The following is a 22,643-nucleotide window of genomic DNA, read 5'->3' on the forward strand; positions in this document are numbered from 1 at the left end:
CAGGCCATGGCAGCCGGATAAATAAAGTGTCCAACTTTATGGGGTCACTTCACTGCGGGGGCTTTTTTATCGCCTAGGCAGACAAGAAGAGATCTCTACCTGCCTTTAAACTGCTTGGCACTGCTTTTGGCTGACCGGTAAAAGCGTCCCAAAGCCCGATCTTTTTCCCGCTTTTCAGCAAGGCTTTGCTGGTTTCTTTCCTGTTCATCCATCAGCTTATGAAAGCTCTCCAGTCGTCGCGCTTCCAGCTGGCCGGACTCAATAGCTGCTGTCACAGCGCAGCCCGGCTCATCAAAATGCTGGCAATCCGCAAAACGGCAGTGTTGAGACAAGGTTTCAATATCCGAGAAGGTTTGCCGGATACCGGATTCACTGTCAAACAGCTTCAGCTCCCGTATTCCCGGCGTATCCAGCAGTAGACCACCGTCAGTGATCAGGTGCAGGCTGCGCCCTGTCGTGGTGTGACGACCTTTGGCATCATCTTCCCGAATCGCCTGAGTAGCCTGATCAATATGGCCGGTCAGGCTGTTGACCAGTGTGGATTTTCCCACGCCGGATGAGCCGGTCAGGGCCAGAGTCTGGCCGCTTTTACACCAGGGCAGCAATCGCTTTACCGAGTCAGGATCTGTGGCATTCACACTTTCAACCGGCAGCAGGTTATCGAGACTTCGTATCTGTCCGATGTAGTCTTCCGGATCATCGCAAAGGTCACTCTTGGTGATCACGATGACAGGTTGAATGCCGCTTTCAGCCGCAAGGCTAAGGTAGCGCTCAATCCGGTTGAGATTGAAGTCCTGATTGCAGGAGGTCACGATCAGCAGCGTATCGATATTAGCGGCGATCAGCTGCTGATGGGTTTCGATGCCTGCGGCCAGACGCTGAATCAGACTGAAGCGATCCAGCAAGCGTACCGGTTGGTTATCCTTATCGAGTAACAGCCAGTCGCCCACGGTAGGCCTTTCCTGAGTCGGCAGGTCTTTCCAGAACAAGGTGGAAAGGTCGTGTTCCGGCAGGCTATTTTCTCCCGCTTCTGATTTGGCAACGGTTTGCAGCACGATGCGGTTTCGATGCACCTCTGTTACCCGAAAAGGTGTGTGCTGCTCCAGTTCCTCCAGTGTCAGCTGCTGCTGAAAGAAGTGTCCCCAGCCGAGAGAGGTCAGCGTTAAGGCTGCTTTCTGTGTTTGCTCAGCATGGACAGGCGTTTGCAGGCCGGAGTGTTGCTGGCTGTTAGCTGTAGCAGCCGGTCGCTTTAGGCGGCGAGATGGTGTAATGCTTGGTTTTTTAGTGTTTGAAGACATTGTCTTTCCGTTCCTGAGTCGTTGTAAAACAATCAAAAAGAAATGAACGGGCCAACAGGTTTTTGGGTGAGTGATGCGGGCTGAGAAGCTTCAGATTTCCGATAGTAAGCTTCAGGCGTCAAACATCCTGCCCTTGTCTCCGTCGCTATGGGATGGAGACCATTTGGGCACAGGCATCAGCGGCTTAGCCTCTGAAAATCAAAAGGGGCTTGTTAAGCGGCCTGACCTGCAAAAACAGTGTTGGCAAAAGACATTACAATCATCAAAGACTCCGTGGGGGTTAGTGGTAGGAAACGTTCGAGGCTGACATTTAGCCTCGTGAAATTATTGGGCAAGGTTAGCGTGTTCTTAAGAACTTGGAAAGCGGTCCGGTTGTCTTGGGTATAAAAAAGCGAAGCTCTGTGGCTTCGCTTTTATCGTTCTGAGTTCAAAACCCGATGGGTATTCAGATGTCTGCCTGCTTTCAGAACTTAAATTCAGCCCAAACCGGGCAGTGATCTGAGGGTTTTTCCATGGCGCGGATCTCATAGTCGATACCGGTCGCATCACATTTTTGCATCAGACTGTCGGTGACCAGCAGGGTATCGATACGCAGGCCGCGTTTTGGCTCGTCATCAAAACCTTTGCTGCGGTAATCAAACCAGCTGAATTGGCTGTTATCTTCCGGGTGCTGTTCACGGTAGCTGTCCACCAGGCCCCAGCCCAGCAGACGATCAAACCATTCCCGCTCTTCAGGCTGGAAGCTGGTTTTGCCGGTGCGCAGCCAGCGTTTGGCGTTCTGCTCGCCAATGCCGATATCCCAGTCGGTGGAGGAGATATTAAAGTCACCCATCACCACCACCTGCTGCTCTTTGCTGTATTCGCTTTCCAGCAGGTTTTGCAGATCGGCATAGAACTTACGCTTAGCCGGATACTTGGTCTCGTGTTTGATGTTTTCCCCCTGAGGGAAGTAACCGTTCATCACCGTTACCACAGAGCCATCGGCCGCTTCGTAATCACCAATGATCATACGACGTTGCGCGTCTTCATCGTCGGTCGGAAAACCTTTACGCACATTAAGCGGTTTCTTCTTCGACATCAGCGCCACACCGTAATGGCTTTTCTGGCCGAAGTACTCAACGTGATAACCGGTTGCTTCAATATCGGCCAGTGGAAAGGCATCATCATGTACCTTGATCTCCTGCAGACCGATAACATCAGGTTGTAGTTGGTCGATCACCGCCTGAATCTGATGCAGGCGGGCGCGGATACCATTGATATTGAAGCTGACGATTTTCACAGTAGAGATCCTTATGGCTTTTGGTCTTAAGGCCGGTGACTGTTAGGTTTTATGCTTTAGTTGTTGCTTTAGTTGTTGCTCTAGTTGTTGCTCTAGTTGTTGCTCTAGTTGTTGCTCTAACTACGGTTGTTGTTCTAACGACTATTATTCGACATAGCAGCAGGCATGGGAGTCTGTTTTTTTGGGACGCTGTTAATCGTCTTTATTCAAACCTAAACGGGCCATTTTCTTCGCTGCCTGTTCTTTACGCTGTTTGGCTTTTTTCTTCTGAGCCGCCGTTTTCGGGCGATTACCCAGAGCGCTCTGTTCTTCGCGCCATTTCTTAAAGTCTTCTTTTTTACCGGTACGAATATTGGCTTTGCCTTTCAGCGAGCGGGTTTTCTTCATACGTGTCATAGTGAGCTCACCTTTGTGTGTATCGGGAATGATGTTCAGTGCCGGAAGCGGGGAGTCTTGCTGAATCAGGCTTTCGCCTGAGGGCGTGCATTTTAGGGCAGGGAATCACGGGACACAATGAAAACAGCCCTCAGAGGTGTAAACAAGCGACTATTTATCGCTACTGAACCGCACTGGTGTAGACGGTAGCGTTTTTTAGGGGCAGGCAGAACCGGAGATAACTCCGGTTCTGTTGTATCCGGGGACTTAATCAGCTTTCAATCTGTTCCTGAAGCCGGCCTGTCCAGGTCAGATGATTGTCCCAGTGAATACCTTCAAAGCGCTGTTGCCAGATCTTATTGCCGTTCTCTGCATTGAATGCTGCCAGATCTCCCGCTCCACTGCTGATGTAGTATAGCGGTAGTTGCGGATGGGAACAGGCTCCTGAGCAGTCGCTAAGCGTCTGGGTTCGGATCAGTTTGCCGGTTGAGCGTTGCCAGAAAGTCACGGTATTTGCTCTTGGTGCCGTGATACAAACGGTATCCTGTATTTTATGGCAGCTGAGGCTGGCGATATAACCATTCAGTTGAGACCAGAGCTCTGTCGGTGCCTGAACCGTTTGCAGTGCTTCTCCCATGCGGTGACTGAAGATCAGGTTTGGGCTCTCAAAGATCTCCCCCTGATACTGGGCTCCTACCCAGACTTGTCCATCCGGAGCGACATCCAGATGGCGCAGGGACAACTGAAAATGGGGCGGCTCAACCTGATCCAGCAACTTGCCCTTAGCGTCCAGATAGCTCAGATTGGGACGCATGGTTTCGATATTTAGCTTGATTCGCGGGTAGTCCGGATGGGTTTCGATACCACCGTTAGCAACCACCATTACCGGATGTTCGTCGTTCTGTTGTGGTAAAAATGCGATCTGGTGCGGCCCGACGCCATGACTGTCCCACTCTGCAATCTTGATAAAACCTGCGGCCACATCATACTTGCCGATCACACCGCGAACGTTTTCATAGTCGTTTTCCGGGGTATAAAACCAGCGCCCGTCTGGGGTGAACAGGCCATGACCATAATAATGGCGACCTTCATCAGCATCGATAAAGAGATTCTGACCAGAGTGCAGATCTTCGATAAGCAGCTGGGTGTCCGGGCGACGGGCGACGGAGACCAGAAAGCGCCCATCGGGAGAGGCCAGTGCCTGATGGCCGCGCCAGCCACTTCTTTTCAGTCTTGGCTGTTCACCGCTCAGGCTGAGCAATTGATGTCCGGTCTTGCTGGTCTTTACGCTGCTTGCCAGGTATAGCGAGTTATTTGGGGGAGTCGGCAAATCCACTTGGGAAGCTGAATGGTTGACGGCAGCCAGCGCCTTGCCTGTTCCGGTAAGATACATGCCCCCCACAACGGCACTGCTCAGTGCCGTTGTGCCAAAGCTCTGAAGAAAGCGTCGCCGACAGATTGAAAATTTCAGCGTTTGCCTGGGCGTCATATCAGTCTCCATCCGCGGAATTAAAGCGTTGGGTCAGCTTGAAGTGCGGTAATGGTTTTTTCAGCGCTCGTTCCAGCTGTTTGATCTCGTCGTGCAGTTTTCTGGCCTGGGCTTTACCCTCTTCAGATAAATAAGCTGCCGATCCTATCGTGACCAGAGTTTCCAGTGTGCTTTGGCTCTGATTAAACGCTGACAGAATCTGATCGGCTTCTGCGGCAAAACCCTGATGGCGTAACAGCTGATCAGGACCATTAATGGTTTTGTCAGAGCTTCGCGCTGGTAGTCCCAGATAATAGGCTCGCATTTGTTTAAAGTTGGTAGCCAGGTTGGTCAGGCTCTGGGTGCTTCGCCAGTTCTCAGCCAAATAGCCGTTCGGCAGTGCTTTTTCATCGTTGAGACGGAAAGGTTTATAGAGTTTGTTTTTGGCGATCGCTTCCAGTTGTTCAGCAAGACCTGCCAGCAGATAGCCGGTGGCCTGTGTGGTGCTGGCAAAGGTATCGTTACCCAGTGCGGCATCGTGCCACTCCGTCAGGAAGTCGCTCTCGTTCCAGCGGGTCAGCATCGCTTTGGCATTCTCTGCATTTTGCTCGGCGACCTGTGTGAGCAGGTGACAGGATTGCTTCGGGCTGGATTTTTTCAGGTGGCCGGGATCAAACAGCAGGTATTCGCTGGCGGTTAGCCCTTGCATGGCAATGCCGCCATGTTTTAGTTCAGCTTTTTCACCCTGATTCAGCAGGCTACGGGCTTTGCGTTCGACCAGATTTTTCTTATCCGGCCAAAAACTGATATTTAGGCGAACGGTAACATCGGCATTGGGCCCCAGCGGAAAAACCTGCAGGCGTTGCCATTGTTCAGATGTATTCAGCCATGCCTGCTGGAGTGATGGCAGTGCATTCCAGTCCTGCAGCGGTTGCTGTGTCAGTTTATTGTCTGCTGTTGGTTCGCAGGCCAGGGAAACCAGTTGATTAAAGCGTTTGCTGCGGGCAATAAATGCGGTCATCTGTCCCTCTTGAGTCTGCTCGACAGAAAGGGTGTAGGCATCGTAGTCAAAAACCGGTAAATCAGCGGCATTGGCTACAGCAGATGACAGCGCAATCCCTGAACTCAGTATCAGAGTCAGAGGATAAGGAGAGAAAAGCTTGGACATCAGAGTGACTCCAGGAATCGTATCAGTTGTTGGCGTTCATCCTGTGGCAGCGTCATAAAGTGATTTTTCGCAGTTTCCGCTTCACCACCGTGCCATAGTATCGCCTCTTCCAGTGTTCGGGCACGTCCGTCATGCAGATAGTTTTCCTGTCCGGTGACAACTTTGTTGATACCGACGCCCCATAGTGGCGCTGTACGCCATTCTTTACCGTTGGCCAGATATTCCGGCCGGTTATCGGCCAGACCTTCACCCATATCGTGCAGCAGCAGGTCGGTAAAAGGCCGGATCTGCTGATTGGATAGCTCCGGGCGATCTGCTGCCTGACCGGTTTTCCAGTTCTCAATGTGGCACTGATTGCAGCCTGCCTCATTAAAGTGCTGATAGCCTTGTTGGATCTCTTCTGAATCGGCATCTCTTTGCATGGGGACGGCTAAGTGCTGGGTGTAGAAGGTGACATGATTCAGGGTCTTATCCGGTACTTCCGGTGTGCCGCCTGAGGCGCTTTTTTCACAGGGTTGGCTTGCGGTGCAGTCGGTTTCCGGGTGCAGCGAAGTGGTCAGCCCCATGTCTCCGGCAAAGGCACCGGAATTTTGTTGTTTCAGTGTCGGTTCTGCGGCTTTCCAGCCAAAGCGCCCCAGTGCTGTGATTTGCTGCTGACGGTCCCAGACCCGGTTGGCTTTACCGGAGATGCCGTTCTGATCCTGGTCATCAGGATCTGCATTGGCCAGAATTGCGTTTTCCGGAATCAGTTCCAGTAACCCCAGGCCTGCCATATGTGGTGCGATACGGGGCGACATTAGTATGCCGTCAATCGGTTTACCGTAAGCCGCGTTGATCAGCTCGTAATGAGGAACACGCAGTTCGGTCTGGCTTCCATCCGGATAGGTGATCGTTTTTACGGTATAGGTGAGTTTCATTTCACCTTCCGGGGTGATGCCCGGTGTCGCCATATTCTGAAGTTGACCGCCATAAACGGGGGTAGGTAAGGGGCCAAACTTAGCTTGCTGCTGTTTATCGGCTGGGGATAGTGCCGGGCGACTCAGACGCAGAAAGAGACTGACCGCTTGTTCCGTCATAGCATCCCGTTCGGGGTTAAAGTCGGGTACATGGCCGCGACCGTCTTTCAGATGGCAGTTCTGGCAGGCGTTGGTGTTAATCAGAGGGCCCAGTCCATCACGGGCTGTGGTGCTGGATGGGGCCATAACCCAGGGCGCTTTAAAGAAACTGTTGCCCACTTTAAAGTCCAGCTGTCGAAGGGGAGAAAGGTTGGCTGCTGGTCGAGAGAAGGCATTACGGTCGCTTTGGTTAACACTGGCCATACCGCCAAGCCGTGGATTCTGCCTTTTGTTACTGTCATCGGCGTAGGTGAGAGGGCTGAAAAGAGTGCTGACTAAAAGGCTTGTGGTTAGTAAACGTCGGATTATCGGATCATTATGCATGTGCATTTTCTCATCAGGCTGCCTGTTTTTAGTGAAGATATCTTGTATTACAGGTCTTTGATTTAAATCACTTTTTTCCAGCTTCTGAAACGCGCAAACGACCCGAAGGCCGTTTGCGGTCATAGCTGATAGCGTTGGTCGTTTACGACGTTAATCAGAACTCGTGATCAGCCGTGTCCGGATTCAGTGCGTCAACATTTAAAGTACCGGCTACCTGCTCAATGTAGCGGGTCTGCTCCACGAGGGTGTTGATGGAGCGTGTCAGCAACTGAGCACCTTCCTGATTACCCGGAGCGATCAGCATATCGAATTTGATCTGCTGAGGGCCTTCCGCCAGATTGACCATCTCCTGAAGCGTGGCATCGGTTTTTGCCAGCTGGTTACGCATCGCCTTATCCAGCGAGGCATCTTTGGCCTGAACCAGATCACTCAGACTGGTGCCGTTGACTTTACTGCCGTCAACACGGGTGTACTCACCCAGATAGATGTTCTGTACACCTTTGGCATCGTAGTAGTGAGAGTAGTGGGTGTTGTCAGAGAAGCAGTCATGCTCATCTTCAGTCGAGTTGGCTTCCATTGCCACTTTAATACGTTCACCAGCCAGTTCACCCAGAGAGAGACTACCCATGCCGTACAGCATTTTGCGCAGGCCGTTGTCAGCCGGTTCTGCCAACAGTTCTGCCCGGTAATTACCGTTCTGCCCCGGAGCCCATTGCTGGCGCATCCAGTCCAGATCTGCCACCAGCAGGTCAACGGCGGCTTTCAGGTAGGCGCCACGGCGATCACAGTGACCACCGGTACAGTCGCCACCCTGAACGTAATCGGTGTAAGGGCGCTCACCGGCACCGGTGCGGGTTCCGTTCAGGTCCTGCCCCCACAGCAGAAACTCGATCGCGTGGTAACCGGTAGCGACGTTAGCTTCTGAACCACCCAGTTCGTTGATATCCGCCAGCTTGTCAGCGGTGATATCGGCAAAGCTTACGGTTTCAGAACCGATCTGAACCTGGCTGTTAGCGATGATATTCAGTTCCGCACCCGGGTTGCCCAGTTCGTGCTGGTAGTAGCCGTCGTCTACGTAGTCGATCAGACCTTCATCCAGAGGCCAGGCGTTTAGCTGACCTTCCCAGTCATCTACGATTGCATTGCCGAAACGGAATACTTCGCTCTGCTGATAAGGTGCCCGTGCGATGATCCACTGAGCTTTCAGTTGTTCCAGGCCTTGTGCTGTTGGGTTTGCCAGGAAAAGATCAACCGATTTTTGCAGCTCAACGGCCGTCAGATAGGCGTCGTCAAAGGTTGCGTAGGCGATGTCGGTATAGGTTTTTACTACTTGTTCTTCAGCCGTTGCCTTGTCCTGTGCAGGCATCATGCTGCATCCGGAGATGCCGGCTGCCAGTGCGATAGCCAGAGTCAGAGAGCGTTTTTGCATGAGAATTCCTATAACTGTTTTTTTTCAGTGCCATCTAAGTGGCACCCTTTATCGGATGAGTCTAGTTATTAGAATACAAATGAGAAATGTTATCAATACCTTTTACCTGTAAAGAGCTCATCTTTGACGGGGACTTTAGTCTGGTTTGGTTGTTGAGGCCTTTGAAAAGAGGGCAAATAACGTATCTGAAGGTCGTGGCCCGATGCATAAGAATTGAAATCAGGTATGATCTGACCAGCGGAATTTTGCCTTTCAAGGAGTAACAAGGAGCTCCCATGGATCAGTTTGCTGTTTTTGTTTTAGATATTCTGGTAATCGGTTTTTTGATGTTGTTGGTTGCCGGTGTGATTTGGGTGGGTGTGATGTATTACGTCGATAAGCATCAGACAAAACACACCATTCGCCGAAATTTTCCGGTACTGGGTCGTTTTCGTTATTTCTTTGAACACCTGGGCGAGTTTTTCCGTCAGTATTTCTTTGCTATGGACCGCGAGGAATTACCTTTCAATCGCGCGCAGCGTAGTTGGGCCTATCGGGCTGCAAAGAATGTTGATAACACGGTCGCCTTCGGCTCAAGCCGGGATATCCACAGACCCGGTGCTGTTATTTTTCTGAATACACCCTACCCAACACTTAAAGAAGATGCGGTTGAATCACCACCCCTTGAGGTTGGCCCTTATTGCGATACACCCTTTCATGCCAAGTCCATCGTAAATATTTCCGGTATGAGCTTTGGTGCATTGTCCCGCCCGGCGGTTGAAGCCTTGTCTGCTGGTGCTCAGATGGCGGGTTGTTGGATGAACACCGGTGAAGGAGGTTTATCGCCTTATCATCTGTCCGGTGGTTGCGATATCGTTTTTCAGATCGGTACGGCCAAGTATGGCGTGCGGGATGAACATGGTCAGCTCAGCGATGAGAAGCTGAAAAAAGTCGCTGCCGTTGAGCAGGTGCGGATGTTTGAGATTAAGCTCAGTCAGGGTGCCAAGCCGGGTAAGGGCGGTATCTTACCCGGTGAAAAGGTGAATGCTGAGATTGCGGAAATCCGGGGCATTAAGGTGGGCGAAGATTCCATTAGCCCGAACCGCCATCCGGATATTAACAGCCCTGCGAATCTGTTGGATATGATTGATCGTGTGCGTCGGGTTACCGGTAAGCCAGTGGGTATTAAATTTGTACTGGGTAGTCACGCCTGGCTGGATGAGCTCTTTACTGAGATCAATCATAGAGGTGAAGAGAGTGCACCGGACTTTATTACCCTTGATGGTGCGGAAGGGGGAACCGGTGCGGCACCAATGCCGCTGATGGATAGTGTCGGCCTTTCGTTGAAAGAGAGTCTGCCAATGGTCGTGGATATGCTGAAAGCCTTTGGCCTGCGTAATCGGGTTCGGGTGATCGCATCCGGTAAACTGGTTAACCCGACTGATGTTGCATGGGCAATCGCTATCGGTGCAGACTTTACTGTTACGGCTCGGGGTTTTATGTTTGCGCTGGGTTGTATTCAGGCGTTGCAGTGTAATAAAAATACCTGCCCATCCGGTGTAACCACTCACGACCCGGATCTGCAGGAGGGCCTTAATCCGCAGGATAAATCGGTACGGGTGGCCAGTTATCATCAGCATCTGATTAATGAAGTGGGTATTATTGCTCACTCCTGTGGTGCCCGTGAGCCCCGAGAACTGCGTCGTCATCACGGCCAGATGGTGACCGCATCCGGACTGTCAGAGAACTTGGCAGTACTTTATCCGGGCAATTACATCCCATTAAGGGAGAAAGTGGATTAAACTACGGCCCCGTTTCGCCAATGGAAGGCTAATGCTCCCGGTCGATAGGTTTTCCGGGAGTAGGGAATTTTTCGGGAATTCCTGTTTGCATCCACATTTTAGAGAGGTTTTGGTACAGACTGTGTTAAAAGCAGAGAAAAAATGTGCCGAAGCCTAAAAACTGAGACAATACCGGAAACGGTGAAACAGATTAATGACAAAGCCCTGATGCGTTCAGGGTTTCAGGAGTAGAATAACCCGTGTCAAACCCATCCGAAAATCAGAAAGCTTCCGAATCAACCAACGACAATCAGCGCAACGAATCCCATACCAAATCGGCTAATGCCAAGCGCAGCCACAAGCGCCGTCGTCGTCCGCCTTTTAAGAAGAAAAAACAGAACAACAACTGGGATATCTCTCAGTTTGTCGTACCGGAAGTTGAAGGCCAGCATCGTTTCCATGATTTCGATCTGCCGCTGCCTCTGATGCGATCTATCCACGAGGCTGGTTTCGAGTACTGCACGCCGATTCAGGGGCAATCCCTGGAACACACCCTGCTGGGTAAAGATATGATCGGTAAAGCCCAGACCGGTACCGGTAAAACAGCGGCTTTCCTGATCAGCATCCTGAGCTACTTCCTGGAAGAGGAAGGCCCGGGCCTGCAGAAAAATGGTGCGCCCCGTGCCCTGATTATTGCGCCAACCCGTGAGTTGGTGATGCAGATCGCCAAAGATGCCCATCAGCTGAACAAGTATTGCGGCTTTAACGTGGTTTCTATTGTGGGTGGTATGGATTACCAGAAACAGCGTGATCAGTTGAAAGGCCAGATCGACATCATGGTCGCAACACCGGGTCGTCTGCTGGACTTCCATCAGAAACGTGATCTGGATCTGCGCGAAGTGGAAGTGCTGGTTCTGGATGAAGCGGATCGTATGCTGAGCATGGGCTTCATTCCGGATGTGAAGCGTATTATCCGCGCCACGCCGAAGAAAGAAGAGCGTCAGACCTTCCTGTTCAGTGCGACCTATCCGCAGGATGTTGAGAATCTGGCAGATATGTGGACCTACGAGCCCGTTCGCATTGAGATTGAGTCTGAAGAGCAGACCAACGTCAATGTAGAGCAGCATGCCTATATCGTAGCGGATTCTGATAAAGAGAAACTGCTGATCAGCCTGATGCGCAAAGAGGGCTGGGATCGGGTTATCGTATTTGCTAACCGTCGTGATCGTGTCCGCGATCTGTGCGACCAGCTGAAAAAAGCCGGTGTCAGCGTAGCGATGCTATCCGGTGAAGTGGAGCAGCGTAAGCGTATCTCTACTCTGGAGAAGTTCCGTGATGGTTCTATCCAGGTATTGGTTGCTACGGATGTAGCCGGTCGTGGTATCCACATTGATGACGTCAGTCACGTAGTGAACTTTACACTGCCGGATGACCCGGAAGATTACGTACACCGTATTGGTCGTACAGGTCGTGCTGGTTCTCTGGGTGTATCCATCAGTTTCATCGGAGAGGAAGATGCCTTTGTACTGCCGGATATCGAAGAGTTCATCGGTAAGAAGATTGAAAGTCAGCAACCGGATATCAGTCTTATTGATAACGGCTAAGACTGATTGATGGTTACTGAAACGAAAAACCGGAGCTTAACCCCTCCGGTTTTTTTCTGTCCGCTGATCTGTTTTTTCAGGCTATAGGACTAAAGCAGCCCGTGGTAGGCTCATTTTTCCCTAACACCTGTAGGGCAAACTTGCTAGAGTGGACGAGTAAGCCTGACGTTTGAAGAACGAGAATATGTTGCAAGTAACAGGTACAAGTACAGGCAACTAAGTATAAGCAACTGTGTACAAGCAACCAGGCGGGTAGAAAAGTCTGGAATGTACCGGTAACCCTACAAGAGGTGATCTCTATGCGGATAAGTGAAGCTCAACTTCAGGAAATCAATGTACTGCTCCAGTTTAATCTCAGTTCTATGCAGGAGGGTATTAAGGTTCATTCTAATGCTGAAACGGAGCTGATTGCAGCAACCTGCCGTCTGTTCGAAAAAGGCTTAATTACTCAGGAAGATGGCGGCTATCTGACCTCTCTTGGCCATACAGCGGCTGAGCATGCCCAAGCCTTAAAAACCATTCTTGATACTTCGGAAATCCAGCTCGCAGGTTAATATTGAATTCAGCTCCGGTCAGTAATCTGGCCGGAACTGGCTTTGCTCCCGGGCTGAGTCTTTTATGCGTTATCTTGTTTCTCTTCTGTGTTTTATTCTGTCTTTGCCCTGATGACGACCTCTTTTTTCTGCCACTAGTCTTTGCTGTTATGGCGATGCTGTTATGGCGATGCTGTTATGGAGAGTAGTCATCAGGTAAAATTGCCGCCTCATCAAAAAGAGGTCTGCATGCTTACCGACGCCATCAAATCTGACATTCAGTCTGCCTACTCTACCTTTCTGAAAAACCGTAAGCTTCGTGCCCGTCAGGGACAGCGCCTGATGGTGGCCCAGATCGCCCGGACTTTGGGTAATATTCAGACCTCTTCCGATGGCGTGCGTACGTCCGGCCCTCATGTCTGCGCTATTGAAGCGGGCACAGGTACCGGTAAAACACTGGCCTATCTGGTTTCTTCGTTGCCGGTTGCCAAAGAGCGCGACAAACGCATTGTGGTATCCACCGCAACAGTGGCACTGCAGGAACAGCTGATCTTTAAAGATCTGCCGGATCTGCAAAAGCATGCTGAGATTCAGTTCAAATATGCTCTGGCTAAAGGCCGTAGCCGCTATCTCTGTCTGAGCCGTCTGGAACAGGCGCTGGAAGATGCCAGTGAAGCCGCTCCGGCGCAAAATACTCTCTCACTGTTTGATGAGTTTTTGCAGGCTAACACCTCAAAAGAAGCTACCGCGCTTTATCAGGAGATGGCGCAGCATTACCTTTCCGGTAAATGGGAAGGGGACAGAGACAGTTGGAAAGACTCTCTGGAAGAGCCGGTCTGGCGTCGCATCACCACCGATCATAATCAGTGTACCAACCGTCGCTGCAGCAACTTCAGCAGTTGTGCCTTCTTTAAAGCCCGTAACGAGCTGGATGGCGCGGATATTATCGTCGCCAACCACGACTTAGTGCTGGCGGATCTCTCCCTGGGGGGCGGTATCGTCCTGCCTGATCCGCAGGACACCATCTATATCTTCGATGAAGGCCACCATCTGCCGGATAAAGCGATTGATCACTTTGCCGGAAGCTTCCGTGTAAACGCGTCGCTGCAGTGGCTGCGTTTGCTGAAAAAATCCCTGCCGGATCTGAACAGCGAGCTGGGACAGGATCAGCTGATTGTGAAGCAGCTCAATCAGCTGCCCGAGATTCTGAATAATCTGGAAGTGGAGCTGGCCGAGTGCTATCGCCAGCTGCATGAGATCACTCAGTTCTCTCCGGAAAATATGGATAAAGATATCCGGCCGGTCTTCCGCTTTGAAAACGGCATCGTGCCGGAAACGCTGGTTCAGATGGCTCTTAACCTGAAGATCAGCTTTGCCAGCCTGTGTCAGAAGCTGGAGATTATGGTTAAACAGCTGAAAGAGGCCATGGACCCGGATGCCTCCGGTGCTTTAGGCCGGGAAGAGGGCGAGCAGTGGCTGCCACTGGCAACCATGCTGCACAGTCGTGCAGTCTCTGCCTGGGAGTTGTGGGGCATGTACGCCACGCCTCAGGCGGAAGATGTGATGCCTATCGCCCGCTGGATCACCTTGCAGAATCAGCAGGTGGATATCGATCTGGAGGTCTCCTGCAGCCCGATCAGTGCTGCCGGTACGCTGGCGCGTAATCTCTGGCAGCCCTGTTTCGGGGCGGTGTTGTCATCGGCAACCCTGACTGCACTGGGCAGCTTTGATCGTATCCGAACCCGTGCCGGTTTGCCGGAAGATGCGGATTGTCTGGTGGTTCCCAGCCCGTTCGATTTTGCCTCTAACGGCGTACTGGAGCTGCCGGAAGAAGCCTGTGACCCAACTCAGTCCGATGTGCACACCAGCCAGATTGTCAGCTTTATCAAAAACAAAGTATCGACCGATGAAGGCACACTGGTGCTGTTTTCCTCCCGTCGTCAGATGCGGGATGTGCTCGACAAGATGCCCGCCAGTTTAGTAAACACCATTCTGGTTCAGGATGACCTCACCAAGCAGGTGCTGCTGGACCGGCACCGTAGCCGCCTCGATAAAGACGAAGGCAGCATTATCTTTGGTCTGGCCAGTTTCGCCGAAGGTATCGACCTGCCGGGGAAATACCTCTCCCATGTGGTGATCACCCGTATTCCCTTCTCCGTACCGGATGATCCGGTAGAAAAGACCCTGTCTGAATGGATCGAAGCCAAAGGCGGTAATCCCTTCCTGCAGATCACCGTACCGGATGCCTCGATTCGTCTGGTTCAGGCCGTGGGACGTTTACTGCGTACGGAATCCGATACCGGAAAAATCTCTATGCTGGATCGACGGGTGCAGACCAAGCGTTATGGAAAGCAGCTATTGAACAGCTTGCCGCCATTCAGGCGTTTTTTTTAAGGGATGAGCGCATTATTAGCTAGTTGCCGTCCTGAGCCGAATGTCTCCTTGTGATCTGTGCGACTCTAATCTTTAATAATGTGAATCTTTAAGAGGTTATAAAGGAAAACTACGATGAAAAAGCAGATTCTGGCTGTCAGTATCACAGCGGCATTGAGTTCGCCTGTATTCGCTTCAATACCCTTAGCCACGTATGGTGCATCGACAACTCTGGGACAGACCGCATCCCCGATAACGATTAATAGTGTTCGTTATAACCCAGCGGCAGGTTATGCGGTTCTGGATCACGATAGTAATGAGCAGGTTAGGTTTGGTTATTGGTCACAGGTTGGGGGAAGTGTCGAATTTGGTTCTGCAGACAACTTTGAAGAGGATATTGACCGTTTAACAAGTCGCCTCGATGAGCTAGATGCTTCTCCTGATGTTGCCTTGGCTGCTGCTATTCAGACTGAGTTTAATACCATTCTGGAGCGTTTTGGAGAGGCTGGTACTCTGAAGCTGGCGGGCACGGTTTCAGTGCCGGGTTTTCCTATCGCGTTAAAAACGGGGAATATTGACGGTGTGTTTACACTGGATGCCGCATTTTCAACTTTCGCTAAGGTCTCCTTTCTGGATGCACCGCTGGAGCTAGGTACTGGAGCAGAGACAGGTACCCTGAACACTGACTCTTCAGTGTACATCCAAGGTGTAGGTATTTTGCAACTGGGGTTGGGCTATAGTCAGTCTGTTTACAAAGTAAATTCGGGAGCATTAACTGGTGAGTTGGTTGTTGGTGGGCGTGCTAATGCTTACTCTGCTTCTTTCTCTCGCCAAGTAACAGGAATCGATAGCGACGAAGGCAGCTTCAGCGATATCGTGAATGATGGTCTGGATCAAAAGGATAAATATAGCAGCGCGTTTGGCGTTGATTTGGGAGCTGCCTGGTTTTCCGACTTTTATCACGTTGGCCTGATGGGGAAAAACCTGAATAGCCCAGAGCTGAAGTCGAGTAGCTTAAGCGGTAATGACCTTGCCGCTGCTTTTTCGAGTAAGTTGGACATTGGTGGTACCTATGAGTTAGAGCCTCAGTTCACTCTTGACGGCTCTGTATTCACTCAAGAAAGAATGCTGATGTTGGCTGCTAGTGTCGATCTAAATGATGTTGCTGACCCAACAGGCGATAACATCCAAATGGCACATCTTTCAGCGACCTTCTTCCCGGAAAATGCATTTATCCCGACTGCTCGCCTGGGTTACCAGAAAAATTTGTCCGGCACAGAGTTGTCTGCTGTAAACATAGGACTGGGCCTATTCCGTGGTGTTGCTAATCTTGACTTTACCTATGGCCTTGAGAGCACAGAAGTAGATGGAAACGCAATCCCCCGTCAGTTTGCCCTAAATGTTAGTTTTGAAGAGGCATTCTAAGGGCTTCCAAGGGAATTCCCTTGGCTTTTTTAGGGTTTAAAACAGTATTGGTGCTTTCAGATCCGGCCTATTATTGAACGCACATGGAGGTGATGTGGGGTATGGCCGGCAAGGAAGCCGACTCTCCTTAAGACTGACAAAGTCTTTCGGGTGAGGTTAGAACCAGCCACGAATCAGTTTCCGCAGAATCCACTCATTGGGTTCTGAACAAAAGCCGGGTTTAGCCCGGTTTTTTTGTTTTTGTCCTTTTTACGCTCCCTTTGCTTTTTCCCTCTTATGTCTGCTTTCTGGCGCACTCACTCTGTCAGCACCTTTCTTATCTTTATCCCTGTTCAGGCTGCTTTTGTTGTTTGAGGTTGAGGGTTGTCGCGATTTCTGAGCCTGATTCAGATTATTCATTCTTTTTTCTCTCTTCTGCAGAAATATTTTCTGTTATCCGTGCTTTTATCCTGATTTGATTCTGTTTTGGGTGCTTTAAGCTATTGAATTTTAAAGAATTTATACCTATTTTTGGGTATATGGCCTGTTCGTTAAAGCTCTGGCAGCTGGTTTTTGCTGCCTAAATGGCTTTTAACGGTTTTTTATTCTTTTTCTGTGGCTTAAATAAGTGTCATTTTTTGATTGAAGTATAATAATCTATGCGCATTCGCTGGCTGATCACGCTTATCCAGATAAATCATCTGTCCATTGGTGGTTCAGCCAGAAAAACAACAACTTCGTTTTAAACCTGTCTGGTGAATCAAGCCAGGACTCTCTGGAGTGGATGCGTATGAATATTCTGATTTTAGGTAGCGGTGTTGTGGGTGTAACCACAGCTTACTATTTGGCAAAACAAGGCCATGAGGTAACCGTTGTTGACCGTCAGGATTCTCCCGCAATGGAAACCAGTCACGCGAATGCGGGTCAGGTTTCATTCGGTTATTCCACCCCTTGGGCGGCTCCGGGCATTCCGTTTAAAGCGATGAAGTGGCTGACTCAGACCCATGCGCCGCTGAAAATGTCTGCGACTCTGGACCCGTTCCAGTACGCTTGGATGACCCAGATGCTGGCGAACTGCACCGAAGGTCGTTACGCGGTCAACAAATCCCGTATGGTGCGTGTTTCCGAGTATGCCCGCCTGTCCATCGACTCACTGCGTGAAGAAACCGGTATCCGTTACGAAGACCGTCAGCAGGGTCTGACTCAGTTGTTCCGTAACGAGAAGCAGGTTGAAGCGGTCCAGAAAGATATTGCGGTATTGCGTGATTTTGGCGTCGATTTCCAGGAGCTGGATATGGACGGCGTTCTGCAGTACGAGCCTGCGCTGGGTCGTGTGAAGGATAAGTTTGTTGGTGGCCTGCGTATGGTGGGTGACCAGACCGGTGACTGCTACGCCTTTACTAATAAGCTGGCGGATCTCTGTAAAGAGATGGGCGTGAAGTTCCAGTTCGATACCGAGATTCATGGTTTGCTGGATCAGGCGGGTGAAGTGACTGGCGTTAAAACCTCAGCCGGTACGCTGACAGCGGATCACTATGTGGTTGCGATGGGCAGTTTCTCCCGTCAGCTGATGAAGCAGGTGGGTATTGATCTGCCGGTTTATCCAATCAAGGGCTACTCCCTGACTATGCCGATCACCAACTATGATGCCGCGCCAATGTCCACGGTTATGGATGAAACCTACAAGGTTGCGATCACCCGTTTTGATGACCGCATCCGTGTGGCGGGTACGGCTGAACTATCCGGTTATAACCTGGAGATGCCGCAGAAGCGTCTGGATACCATCTCCATGGTCGTGTCTGATGTCTTCCCTGATGGTGGTGATATTTCCAAGGCAGAATACTGGACCGGTCTGCGTCCTATGACACCGGACGGTACGCCGATCATCGGTAAAACCAAGTTCAGCAACCTGTCCCTGAACACGGGTCACGGCACGCTGGGTTGGACCATGTCCTGCGGTTCTTCCCGTCTGCTGGCGGATCTGATCTCCGGTAATGAAACCGGTATTGATCCGGCGGATCTGGATGTTGCCCGTTATCGTTAATTTCTTCTGGCCTGAGATATGTCTCAGGCCGGTCATCTTTTTGCACTTGTTGTTCTGCTCTTACTCGCAATTTGTGCTTAGGCAGGCTTAGCGGCCTGCCTTTTTTATGATCAAAATAACTGCTTAAAAGAGGCTTTCCCCATGGCAGATAAGAAAATTATCCACTCTGACAACGCTCCTGCTGCAATCGGCCCATACTCTCAGGCTGTTCAGGTTGGTAATCTGGTATTTATGTCCGGTCAGATCCCGCTGGATCCGAAAACCATGGAAGTGGTAACGGAGTCTTTTGAAGCGCAGACCGTTCAGGTATTTGAAAACCTGAAAGCGGTTGCAGAAGCAGCCGGTGGTTCTCTGGAGAACGTGGTTAAGCTGAACATCTATATGCCGGATCTGGGTAACTTCGCTAAGGTTAACGAAGTGATGGAGCGTTATTTCACTGCACCTTACCCGGCTCGTGCTGCTCTGGGTGTTAAAGAGCTGCCAAAAGGTGTTGATGTGGAAGTTGAAGGTATTCTGGCGCTTTAATTTTCGTGCGTTGATTTCAGCACTTTAATACTGATGCGTTAGACCATCGCAGTGCCTTCCGGCACTGCGGTTCAGAGCCGTTTACGCTAGACTACGACGGCTCTGATGCTTCCCGAATGTTGTACTGCAAAACCCTATATTCAGACCCTCAATATAATAACGAGATGGAGACCTGCACATGGCGCGGGCTGCTAAAGCTGTAATAGATCTGGCTGCACTGAAACACAACTATCTGCTGGCAAAAGAACTGGCTCCCGGTCGTAAGGCGGTAGCGATTATTAAAGCGAATGCCTATGGTCATGGTGCCGTTGAAGCAGCGCATTATCTGGCGGATGTTGCCGATGCCTTTGGCGTTGCCTGTATTGAAGAAGCGCTGCAGCTGGTGGAAAACGGTGTTAAACAACCGGTTGTTCTGCTGGAAGGTTTTTTTACCGCTGATGAGCTGGAATCCGTTGATAAGTACCAGATGATGACCGCTGTTCACAGTGAGTGGCAGCTGGAAGCGCTGGAACAGCACGTGTTTTCTCAGCCGTTGCCGGTGCTGGTTAAGTTTGATTCCGGTATGCACCGTCTCGGTTTTGATGCTGAAGGTTTTGCCAAAGCGGTTGAGCGTCTGCAACAGCTGGATCACATCTCTGACGTGATCGCGATGACACACTTTGCCTGTGCCGATGAACTTGAGTGCGATTACACCCAGACCCAAATTGCTAATTTCCATGCTGCCTGTGACCGCTTCGGCCTGCAGCACTGCATGGCAAACTCTGCTGCAACCCTGCACTGGCCACAAACCCACGGTGACTGGGTGCGTCCCGGTATTATGCTGTATGGCGCTTCACCTTTGGATCAGCAAACTGACAACGCCGCTCGTCTTAAGCCTGTGATGACCCTGAGTTCTGAGATTATCGCGGTTCGTGAGCTGCCTGTGGGAGAGCCGATCGGTTACGGTCGTCGTTTCACTACCGAACAGCCAACCCGCGTGGGTGTGGTGGCGATGGGCTATGCCGATGGTTATCCGCGCCATGCTATCGACGGTACCCCGGTTGCGGTAAATGGCAAAATGACCCGTATTATCGGTAAGGTTTCCATGGATATGATGACCGTTGATCTGACCGATCAGCCGGATGCCAAAATCGGTGATCCGGTAGAGCTGTGGGGTGCTCAGGTCGATGTGAACAAGGTTGCGGCCTGTGCCGATACCATCTCCTATACCCTGTTTACCGGTATCACAACCCGTGTGCCTCGTGTGTATAAGCGCTAGTGTTTATAAGAACTGGAGCTTATAAGACCAGTATCTGCGTAAGCTGGTTGTGGTGCATTAAAAAGGCTCTCCTGTTTGGCAGGAGAGCCTTTTTGCTTTTGCGGGGAGCTGTTATTTGAGCTTCTTATTTCAGCTCTTTATTTCAACTCCAGCGCCCCATAGTCATCCCGAATACGCATAAAGCGGGCAAAGCGCGGCAGACCGGATGCGGTATGACCGTTATAGCGGTAGGTAATAATGGTACCTATTGGCGGAGGTGACTGGCGTTCGAGCCGACTGAAACCGCTGCCGATTTTCATCTCACGGCCATCCGCCAGCCGGACTTTTATCGCGCCCATCATGCCCTCAAACTGTCCTTTGCCTTCGGTATAACCGATTACCACAGCCTCGGCATCATCGTAGAGTTTTACCTTCAGCAGATCATTGGAGCGTCCCGCCTGGTGCAGGGCGCTGCCCCGGTGCAGCATAAGACCTTCAGCCCCTTCTTCGGTCAGCTGATGAAGATAGTTGTCCAAGGCTGCCTGGCTGGGCAGTTTGAACTGTTTTACCGGTTGCAGCCAGGCCAGCTCCATCTCCTGACAGAGGCTTTCGATATCCTTAACCCGCTGATCGAAAGTGGTCAGCTGATCCGGCAGATCAAAAATCCGGTACTCAACCTCCGCCCAGTCCTCAAGGGTGGTTTGTTCCTGTCTGGTCAGGCCTGAAATTTCAGCAAAGCGACCGCGTCCCAGCCAAAGCTCGCCATCCAGCGAGACCTTGGGTAGAGCATCCTGCATAGAACGGGGGAGTCTGATCAGATTGCCCTGACGGGTTCTTAGTTGCTCGCCATCCCAGAACGCCCGAACCCCATCCAGCTTTTCGCTGACCCAGTATTCCTGAATATTGTCCTGTTGTTGGTAATGCTTGGCCAGCATCAGAGGCAGGGGCGTGTGAGGATTAAGCGCATCGGCCCAGCTGACGGCTGGTGATGCGATGCAGGCTGAGGTTAGCCCGAGGCTAAGTAGTGTGCGGGTGAAATAATGTGAGTTCTGGCTGAGCGAGACCTTCCCTGTGTTCGACATATCACTGCCTCCTTGAGTGATGATTGATAATGTTGTTAACGCTAGTGAGTCATGGCGGGGAGTTCAAGTATTGTTGGCGAAGCCAGGTGAAGATACAGCGTATTTATGACAGAGGTCACTATTGGAATTGAGTGACAGTTCAGGCTGTTTAACGGTCAATCTAACGGTTAGTGCCAAAGATACTGAATCAACCCATAAGCAATGACCAGCCAGGCGATAACCGGGTTAAAGATAATTCGCCAGAGGGTAGCTTTCGGCTCAAAACCGACACCATGAATAAAACCGGCACTCACCGCCCACATAAACAAAGTGAAGAGGCCATGATCCACTTCGTGGATGGATTCAGCAATCAGCCGTGGGTAAGCCGTCAGTATGACGCTTATGACAATAGCGCTGATCAGAGAAAGCGCCTGAGTCCAGCGGGACTTGGGATAGGGAACGTTCATTATCAGGATTCCGGTATCGCTAGTGTTAAACCAGACGGCCAGCTTCCTGCTTTAAGACAGGCGCTGGCCGGTAGAGATGATCAGCCCTGGGGCTGATCGTTATCCAGATCAAATGCAGGATCGGATTCCAGCCACATCGCATTGATGATGCCGAAAGAGATCGCCAGTAATACACCCAAAATCCAGGCGAAGTACCACATAGTCTTTTCTCCTTTGGGCAGCCGAATTATCTTCCGCTGCCCATTTTGTCTCTTTAATAATGACGTTAAATAGCGGCTTTGACTGACCGCGTGCTTAATAAGCCAGCGGGTTGCCGTCGATCTGTTTACTGGTTACCCTGCCCCACATCACCTTGTAGGTCCACAGGGTGTAAAGCAGAATAATCGGAACAAAGATCATGGCCGCAATAAACATCACATTCAGGGTCAGATGGCTGGACGCTGCATCCCATAGGGTCAGACTGCTGTTCGGGTTTGACAGAGACGGCAGTACAAACGGGAACAGAGAGAAAGCGGCAGTACAGATGATCGCTGTCATGGTGATGCTGTGTGCCGCAAAAGCCAGGCCTGAACGACGGGCTTTTACCAGCAGCAGGGTCAGCAGACCGATGACAAAAGCCGTGATCGGTGCTGCGACCATCCAGCTGTAGGTTTTGTAGTTGGCCAGCCAGCCATCATCCACCACACTGACCTGTTTGCTCAGTGGGTTTGGCAGGGCATCTTTTGCCGGCATCATATCGATATGCAGCCCCGGCAAGCCTTTCAGAAGTACCAGACCCGCTGCAGCAAACGCGATCAGCATAATAATCAGCATTAGAATGCCCGCTTTACCGGCGCGATCTGCCACTGGCTGATCAGCTCGCATCTGCAACCAGATGGCTCCGTGCGCGGCCAGCATGGTCAGACTGACGACACCGCAGATCAGGGCGAAAGGATGGAACAGGTCAAAGAAGCTGCCGGTATAGTGCGGACGCAGGAACTCGTCCAGATAGAAATCCACACCCAGCAGCAGATTGCCGAAGGCGACACCAAATACCAGAGCCGGAACTGCACCACTGATAAACAGCCCCCAGTCCCAGGTACTGCGCCAGCGCGGGTCTGCGATCTTGCTGCGGTAGTCAAAACCCACCGGGCGGAAGAACAGCGCAAACAGTACCAGCATCATGGCAAAGTAGAAGCT

General features: G+C 51.1%; 19 protein-coding genes. 8 read left to right on the plus strand and 11 right to left on the minus strand.

Annotation, left to right across the window (positions count from 1 at the left end; all coding sequences use genetic code 11):
- Nucleotides 1-95: 95 nt before the first annotated feature.
- From rsgA to AC4GL5_RS16185, 7 genes are all read right to left on the minus strand, one after another.
- Nucleotides 96-1,298: a ribosome small subunit-dependent GTPase A gene (gene rsgA, locus AC4GL5_RS16155; protein WP_490383832.1), complete on the minus strand. Its 1,203-nt coding sequence runs from the start codon at nt 1,296-1,298 to the stop codon at nt 96-98.
- A gap of 463 nt (nt 1,299-1,761) precedes the next feature.
- Nucleotides 1,762-2,577: an exodeoxyribonuclease III gene (gene xthA / locus AC4GL5_RS16160; protein ID WP_490383833.1), complete on the minus strand. Its 816-nt coding sequence runs from the start codon at nt 2,575-2,577 to the stop codon at nt 1,762-1,764.
- A gap of 192 nt (nt 2,578-2,769) precedes the next feature.
- Nucleotides 2,770-2,973, minus strand: a complete 204-nt coding sequence (locus AC4GL5_RS16165) for a hypothetical protein (protein ID WP_490383834.1) — start codon at nt 2,971-2,973, stop codon at nt 2,770-2,772.
- A 250-nt stretch (nt 2,974-3,223) separates the two neighbouring features.
- Nucleotides 3,224-4,441, minus strand: a complete 1,218-nt coding sequence (locus AC4GL5_RS16170) for a DUF1513 domain-containing protein (RefSeq protein WP_490383835.1) — start codon at nt 4,439-4,441, stop codon at nt 3,224-3,226.
- A 1-nt stretch (nt 4,442) separates the two neighbouring features.
- Nucleotides 4,443-5,588, minus strand: a complete 1,146-nt coding sequence (locus AC4GL5_RS16175; protein ID WP_490383836.1) for an imelysin family protein — start codon at nt 5,586-5,588, stop codon at nt 4,443-4,445.
- Complete coding sequence (locus tag AC4GL5_RS16180) at nt 5,588-6,907, minus strand: di-heme oxidoreductase family protein (RefSeq protein ID WP_490383837.1); 1,320 nt, start codon at nt 6,905-6,907, stop codon at nt 5,588-5,590. The genes AC4GL5_RS16175 and AC4GL5_RS16180 overlap by 1 nt, the downstream gene beginning before the upstream one ends.
- A 274-nt stretch (nt 6,908-7,181) precedes the next feature.
- The gene (locus tag AC4GL5_RS16185; RefSeq protein ID WP_490383838.1) at nt 7,182-8,456 is read right to left on the minus strand and encodes an imelysin family protein; all 1,275 of its coding nucleotides are present in this window, start codon (nt 8,454-8,456) and stop codon (nt 7,182-7,184) included.
- A 275-nt stretch (nt 8,457-8,731) separates the two neighbouring features.
- Here AC4GL5_RS16185 and AC4GL5_RS16190 point away from each other — a divergent pair, with 275 nt between their 5' ends.
- The 8 genes from AC4GL5_RS16190 (at nt 8,732) to alr (ending at nt 19,957) form a co-directional block, all read left to right on the plus strand.
- On the plus strand, nt 8,732-10,237 hold the full coding sequence (locus AC4GL5_RS16190) for an FMN-binding glutamate synthase family protein (RefSeq protein WP_490383839.1): 1,506 nt from the start codon (nt 8,732-8,734) through the stop codon (nt 10,235-10,237).
- A 239-nt stretch (nt 10,238-10,476) separates the two neighbouring features.
- A complete protein-coding gene (rhlB, locus tag AC4GL5_RS16195; RefSeq protein WP_490383840.1) occupies nt 10,477-11,820 on the plus strand; it encodes an ATP-dependent RNA helicase RhlB in 1,344 nt (447 codons plus the stop codon).
- Between the two features lie 299 nt (nt 11,821-12,119).
- On the plus strand, nt 12,120-12,374 hold the full coding sequence (locus AC4GL5_RS16200; RefSeq protein WP_490383841.1) for a TIGR02647 family protein: 255 nt from the start codon (nt 12,120-12,122) through the stop codon (nt 12,372-12,374).
- Between the two features lie 228 nt (nt 12,375-12,602).
- Complete coding sequence (gene dinG / locus AC4GL5_RS16205) at nt 12,603-14,747, plus strand: ATP-dependent DNA helicase DinG (RefSeq protein ID WP_490383842.1); 2,145 nt, start codon at nt 12,603-12,605, stop codon at nt 14,745-14,747.
- A 114-nt stretch (nt 14,748-14,861) separates the two neighbouring features.
- Nucleotides 14,862-16,151: a conjugal transfer protein TraF gene (gene traF, locus AC4GL5_RS16210; protein WP_490383843.1), complete on the plus strand. Its 1,290-nt coding sequence runs from the start codon at nt 14,862-14,864 to the stop codon at nt 16,149-16,151.
- Nucleotides 16,152-16,905: 754 nt separating this feature from the next.
- Nucleotides 16,906-18,174, plus strand: a complete 1,269-nt coding sequence (locus tag AC4GL5_RS16215; RefSeq protein WP_490383849.1) for a D-amino acid dehydrogenase — start codon at nt 16,906-16,908, stop codon at nt 18,172-18,174.
- A gap of 141 nt (nt 18,175-18,315) precedes the next feature.
- Nucleotides 18,316-18,699, plus strand: coding sequence for a RidA family protein (locus tag AC4GL5_RS16220; protein WP_490383844.1), 384 nt, complete (start codon nt 18,316-18,318; stop codon nt 18,697-18,699).
- Between the two features lie 178 nt (nt 18,700-18,877).
- Entirely contained in the window at nt 18,878-19,957 is a 1,080-nt protein-coding gene (gene alr / locus AC4GL5_RS16225; RefSeq protein WP_490383845.1) for an alanine racemase, read from the plus strand.
- 137 nt (nt 19,958-20,094) lie between these two features.
- On the opposite strand, the gene AC4GL5_RS16230 is transcribed toward alr, so the two are convergent.
- The 4 genes from AC4GL5_RS16230 to cydB form a co-directional block, all read right to left on the minus strand.
- The gene (locus AC4GL5_RS16230; protein ID WP_490383846.1) at nt 20,095-21,018 is read right to left on the minus strand and encodes a DNA ligase; all 924 of its coding nucleotides are present in this window, start codon (nt 21,016-21,018) and stop codon (nt 20,095-20,097) included.
- A 167-nt stretch (nt 21,019-21,185) separates the two neighbouring features.
- Entirely contained in the window at nt 21,186-21,464 is a 279-nt protein-coding gene (locus AC4GL5_RS16235; protein WP_490383847.1) for a cyd operon YbgE family protein, read from the minus strand.
- Nucleotides 21,465-21,544: 80 nt separating this feature from the next.
- On the minus strand, nt 21,545-21,664 hold the full coding sequence (cydX, locus tag AC4GL5_RS16240; protein ID WP_078746289.1) for a cytochrome bd-I oxidase subunit CydX: 120 nt from the start codon (nt 21,662-21,664) through the stop codon (nt 21,545-21,547).
- A gap of 94 nt (nt 21,665-21,758) precedes the next feature.
- Nucleotides 21,759-22,643, minus strand: an 885-nt coding sequence (cydB, locus tag AC4GL5_RS16245; RefSeq protein WP_490383848.1) for a cytochrome d ubiquinol oxidase subunit II, incomplete at its 5' end; no start/stop codon positions are given.

The organism is Oceanospirillum sp. (genome assembly GCF_982874595.1).

Coding starts and splice junctions, on each gene's coding strand:
- AC4GL5_RS16200 (WP_490383841.1), top strand. CDS start 12,120: ATGCGGATAAGTGAAGCTCAACTTCAGGAAATCAATGTACTGCTCCAG.
- traF (WP_490383843.1), top strand. CDS start 14,862: ATGAAAAAGCAGATTCTGGCTGTCAGTATCACAGCGGCATTGAGTTCG.
- AC4GL5_RS16235 (WP_490383847.1), bottom strand. CDS start 21,464: ATGAACGTTCCCTATCCCAAGTCCCGCTGGACTCAGGCGCTTTCTCTG.
- AC4GL5_RS16180 (WP_490383837.1), bottom strand. CDS start 6,907: ATGGCCAGTGTTAACCAAAGCGACCGTAATGCCTTCTCTCGACCAGCA.
- AC4GL5_RS16165 (WP_490383834.1), bottom strand. CDS start 2,973: ATGACACGTATGAAGAAAACCCGCTCGCTGAAAGGCAAAGCCAATATT.
- cydX (WP_078746289.1), bottom strand. CDS start 21,664: ATGTGGTACTTCGCCTGGATTTTGGGTGTATTACTGGCGATCTCTTTC.
- dinG (WP_490383842.1), top strand. CDS start 12,603: ATGCTTACCGACGCCATCAAATCTGACATTCAGTCTGCCTACTCTACC.
- AC4GL5_RS16220 (WP_490383844.1), top strand. CDS start 18,316: ATGGCAGATAAGAAAATTATCCACTCTGACAACGCTCCTGCTGCAATC.
- rsgA (WP_490383832.1), bottom strand. CDS start 1,298: ATGTCTTCAAACACTAAAAAACCAAGCATTACACCATCTCGCCGCCTA.
- AC4GL5_RS16175 (WP_490383836.1), bottom strand. CDS start 5,588: ATGTCCAAGCTTTTCTCTCCTTATCCTCTGACTCTGATACTGAGTTCA.
- AC4GL5_RS16230 (WP_490383846.1), bottom strand. CDS start 21,018: ATGTCGAACACAGGGAAGGTCTCGCTCAGCCAGAACTCACATTATTTC.
- AC4GL5_RS16185 (WP_490383838.1), bottom strand. CDS start 8,456: ATGCAAAAACGCTCTCTGACTCTGGCTATCGCACTGGCAGCCGGCATC.
- AC4GL5_RS16170 (WP_490383835.1), bottom strand. CDS start 4,441: ATGACGCCCAGGCAAACGCTGAAATTTTCAATCTGTCGGCGACGCTTT.
- AC4GL5_RS16190 (WP_490383839.1), top strand. CDS start 8,732: ATGGATCAGTTTGCTGTTTTTGTTTTAGATATTCTGGTAATCGGTTTT.
- alr (WP_490383845.1), top strand. CDS start 18,878: ATGGCGCGGGCTGCTAAAGCTGTAATAGATCTGGCTGCACTGAAACAC.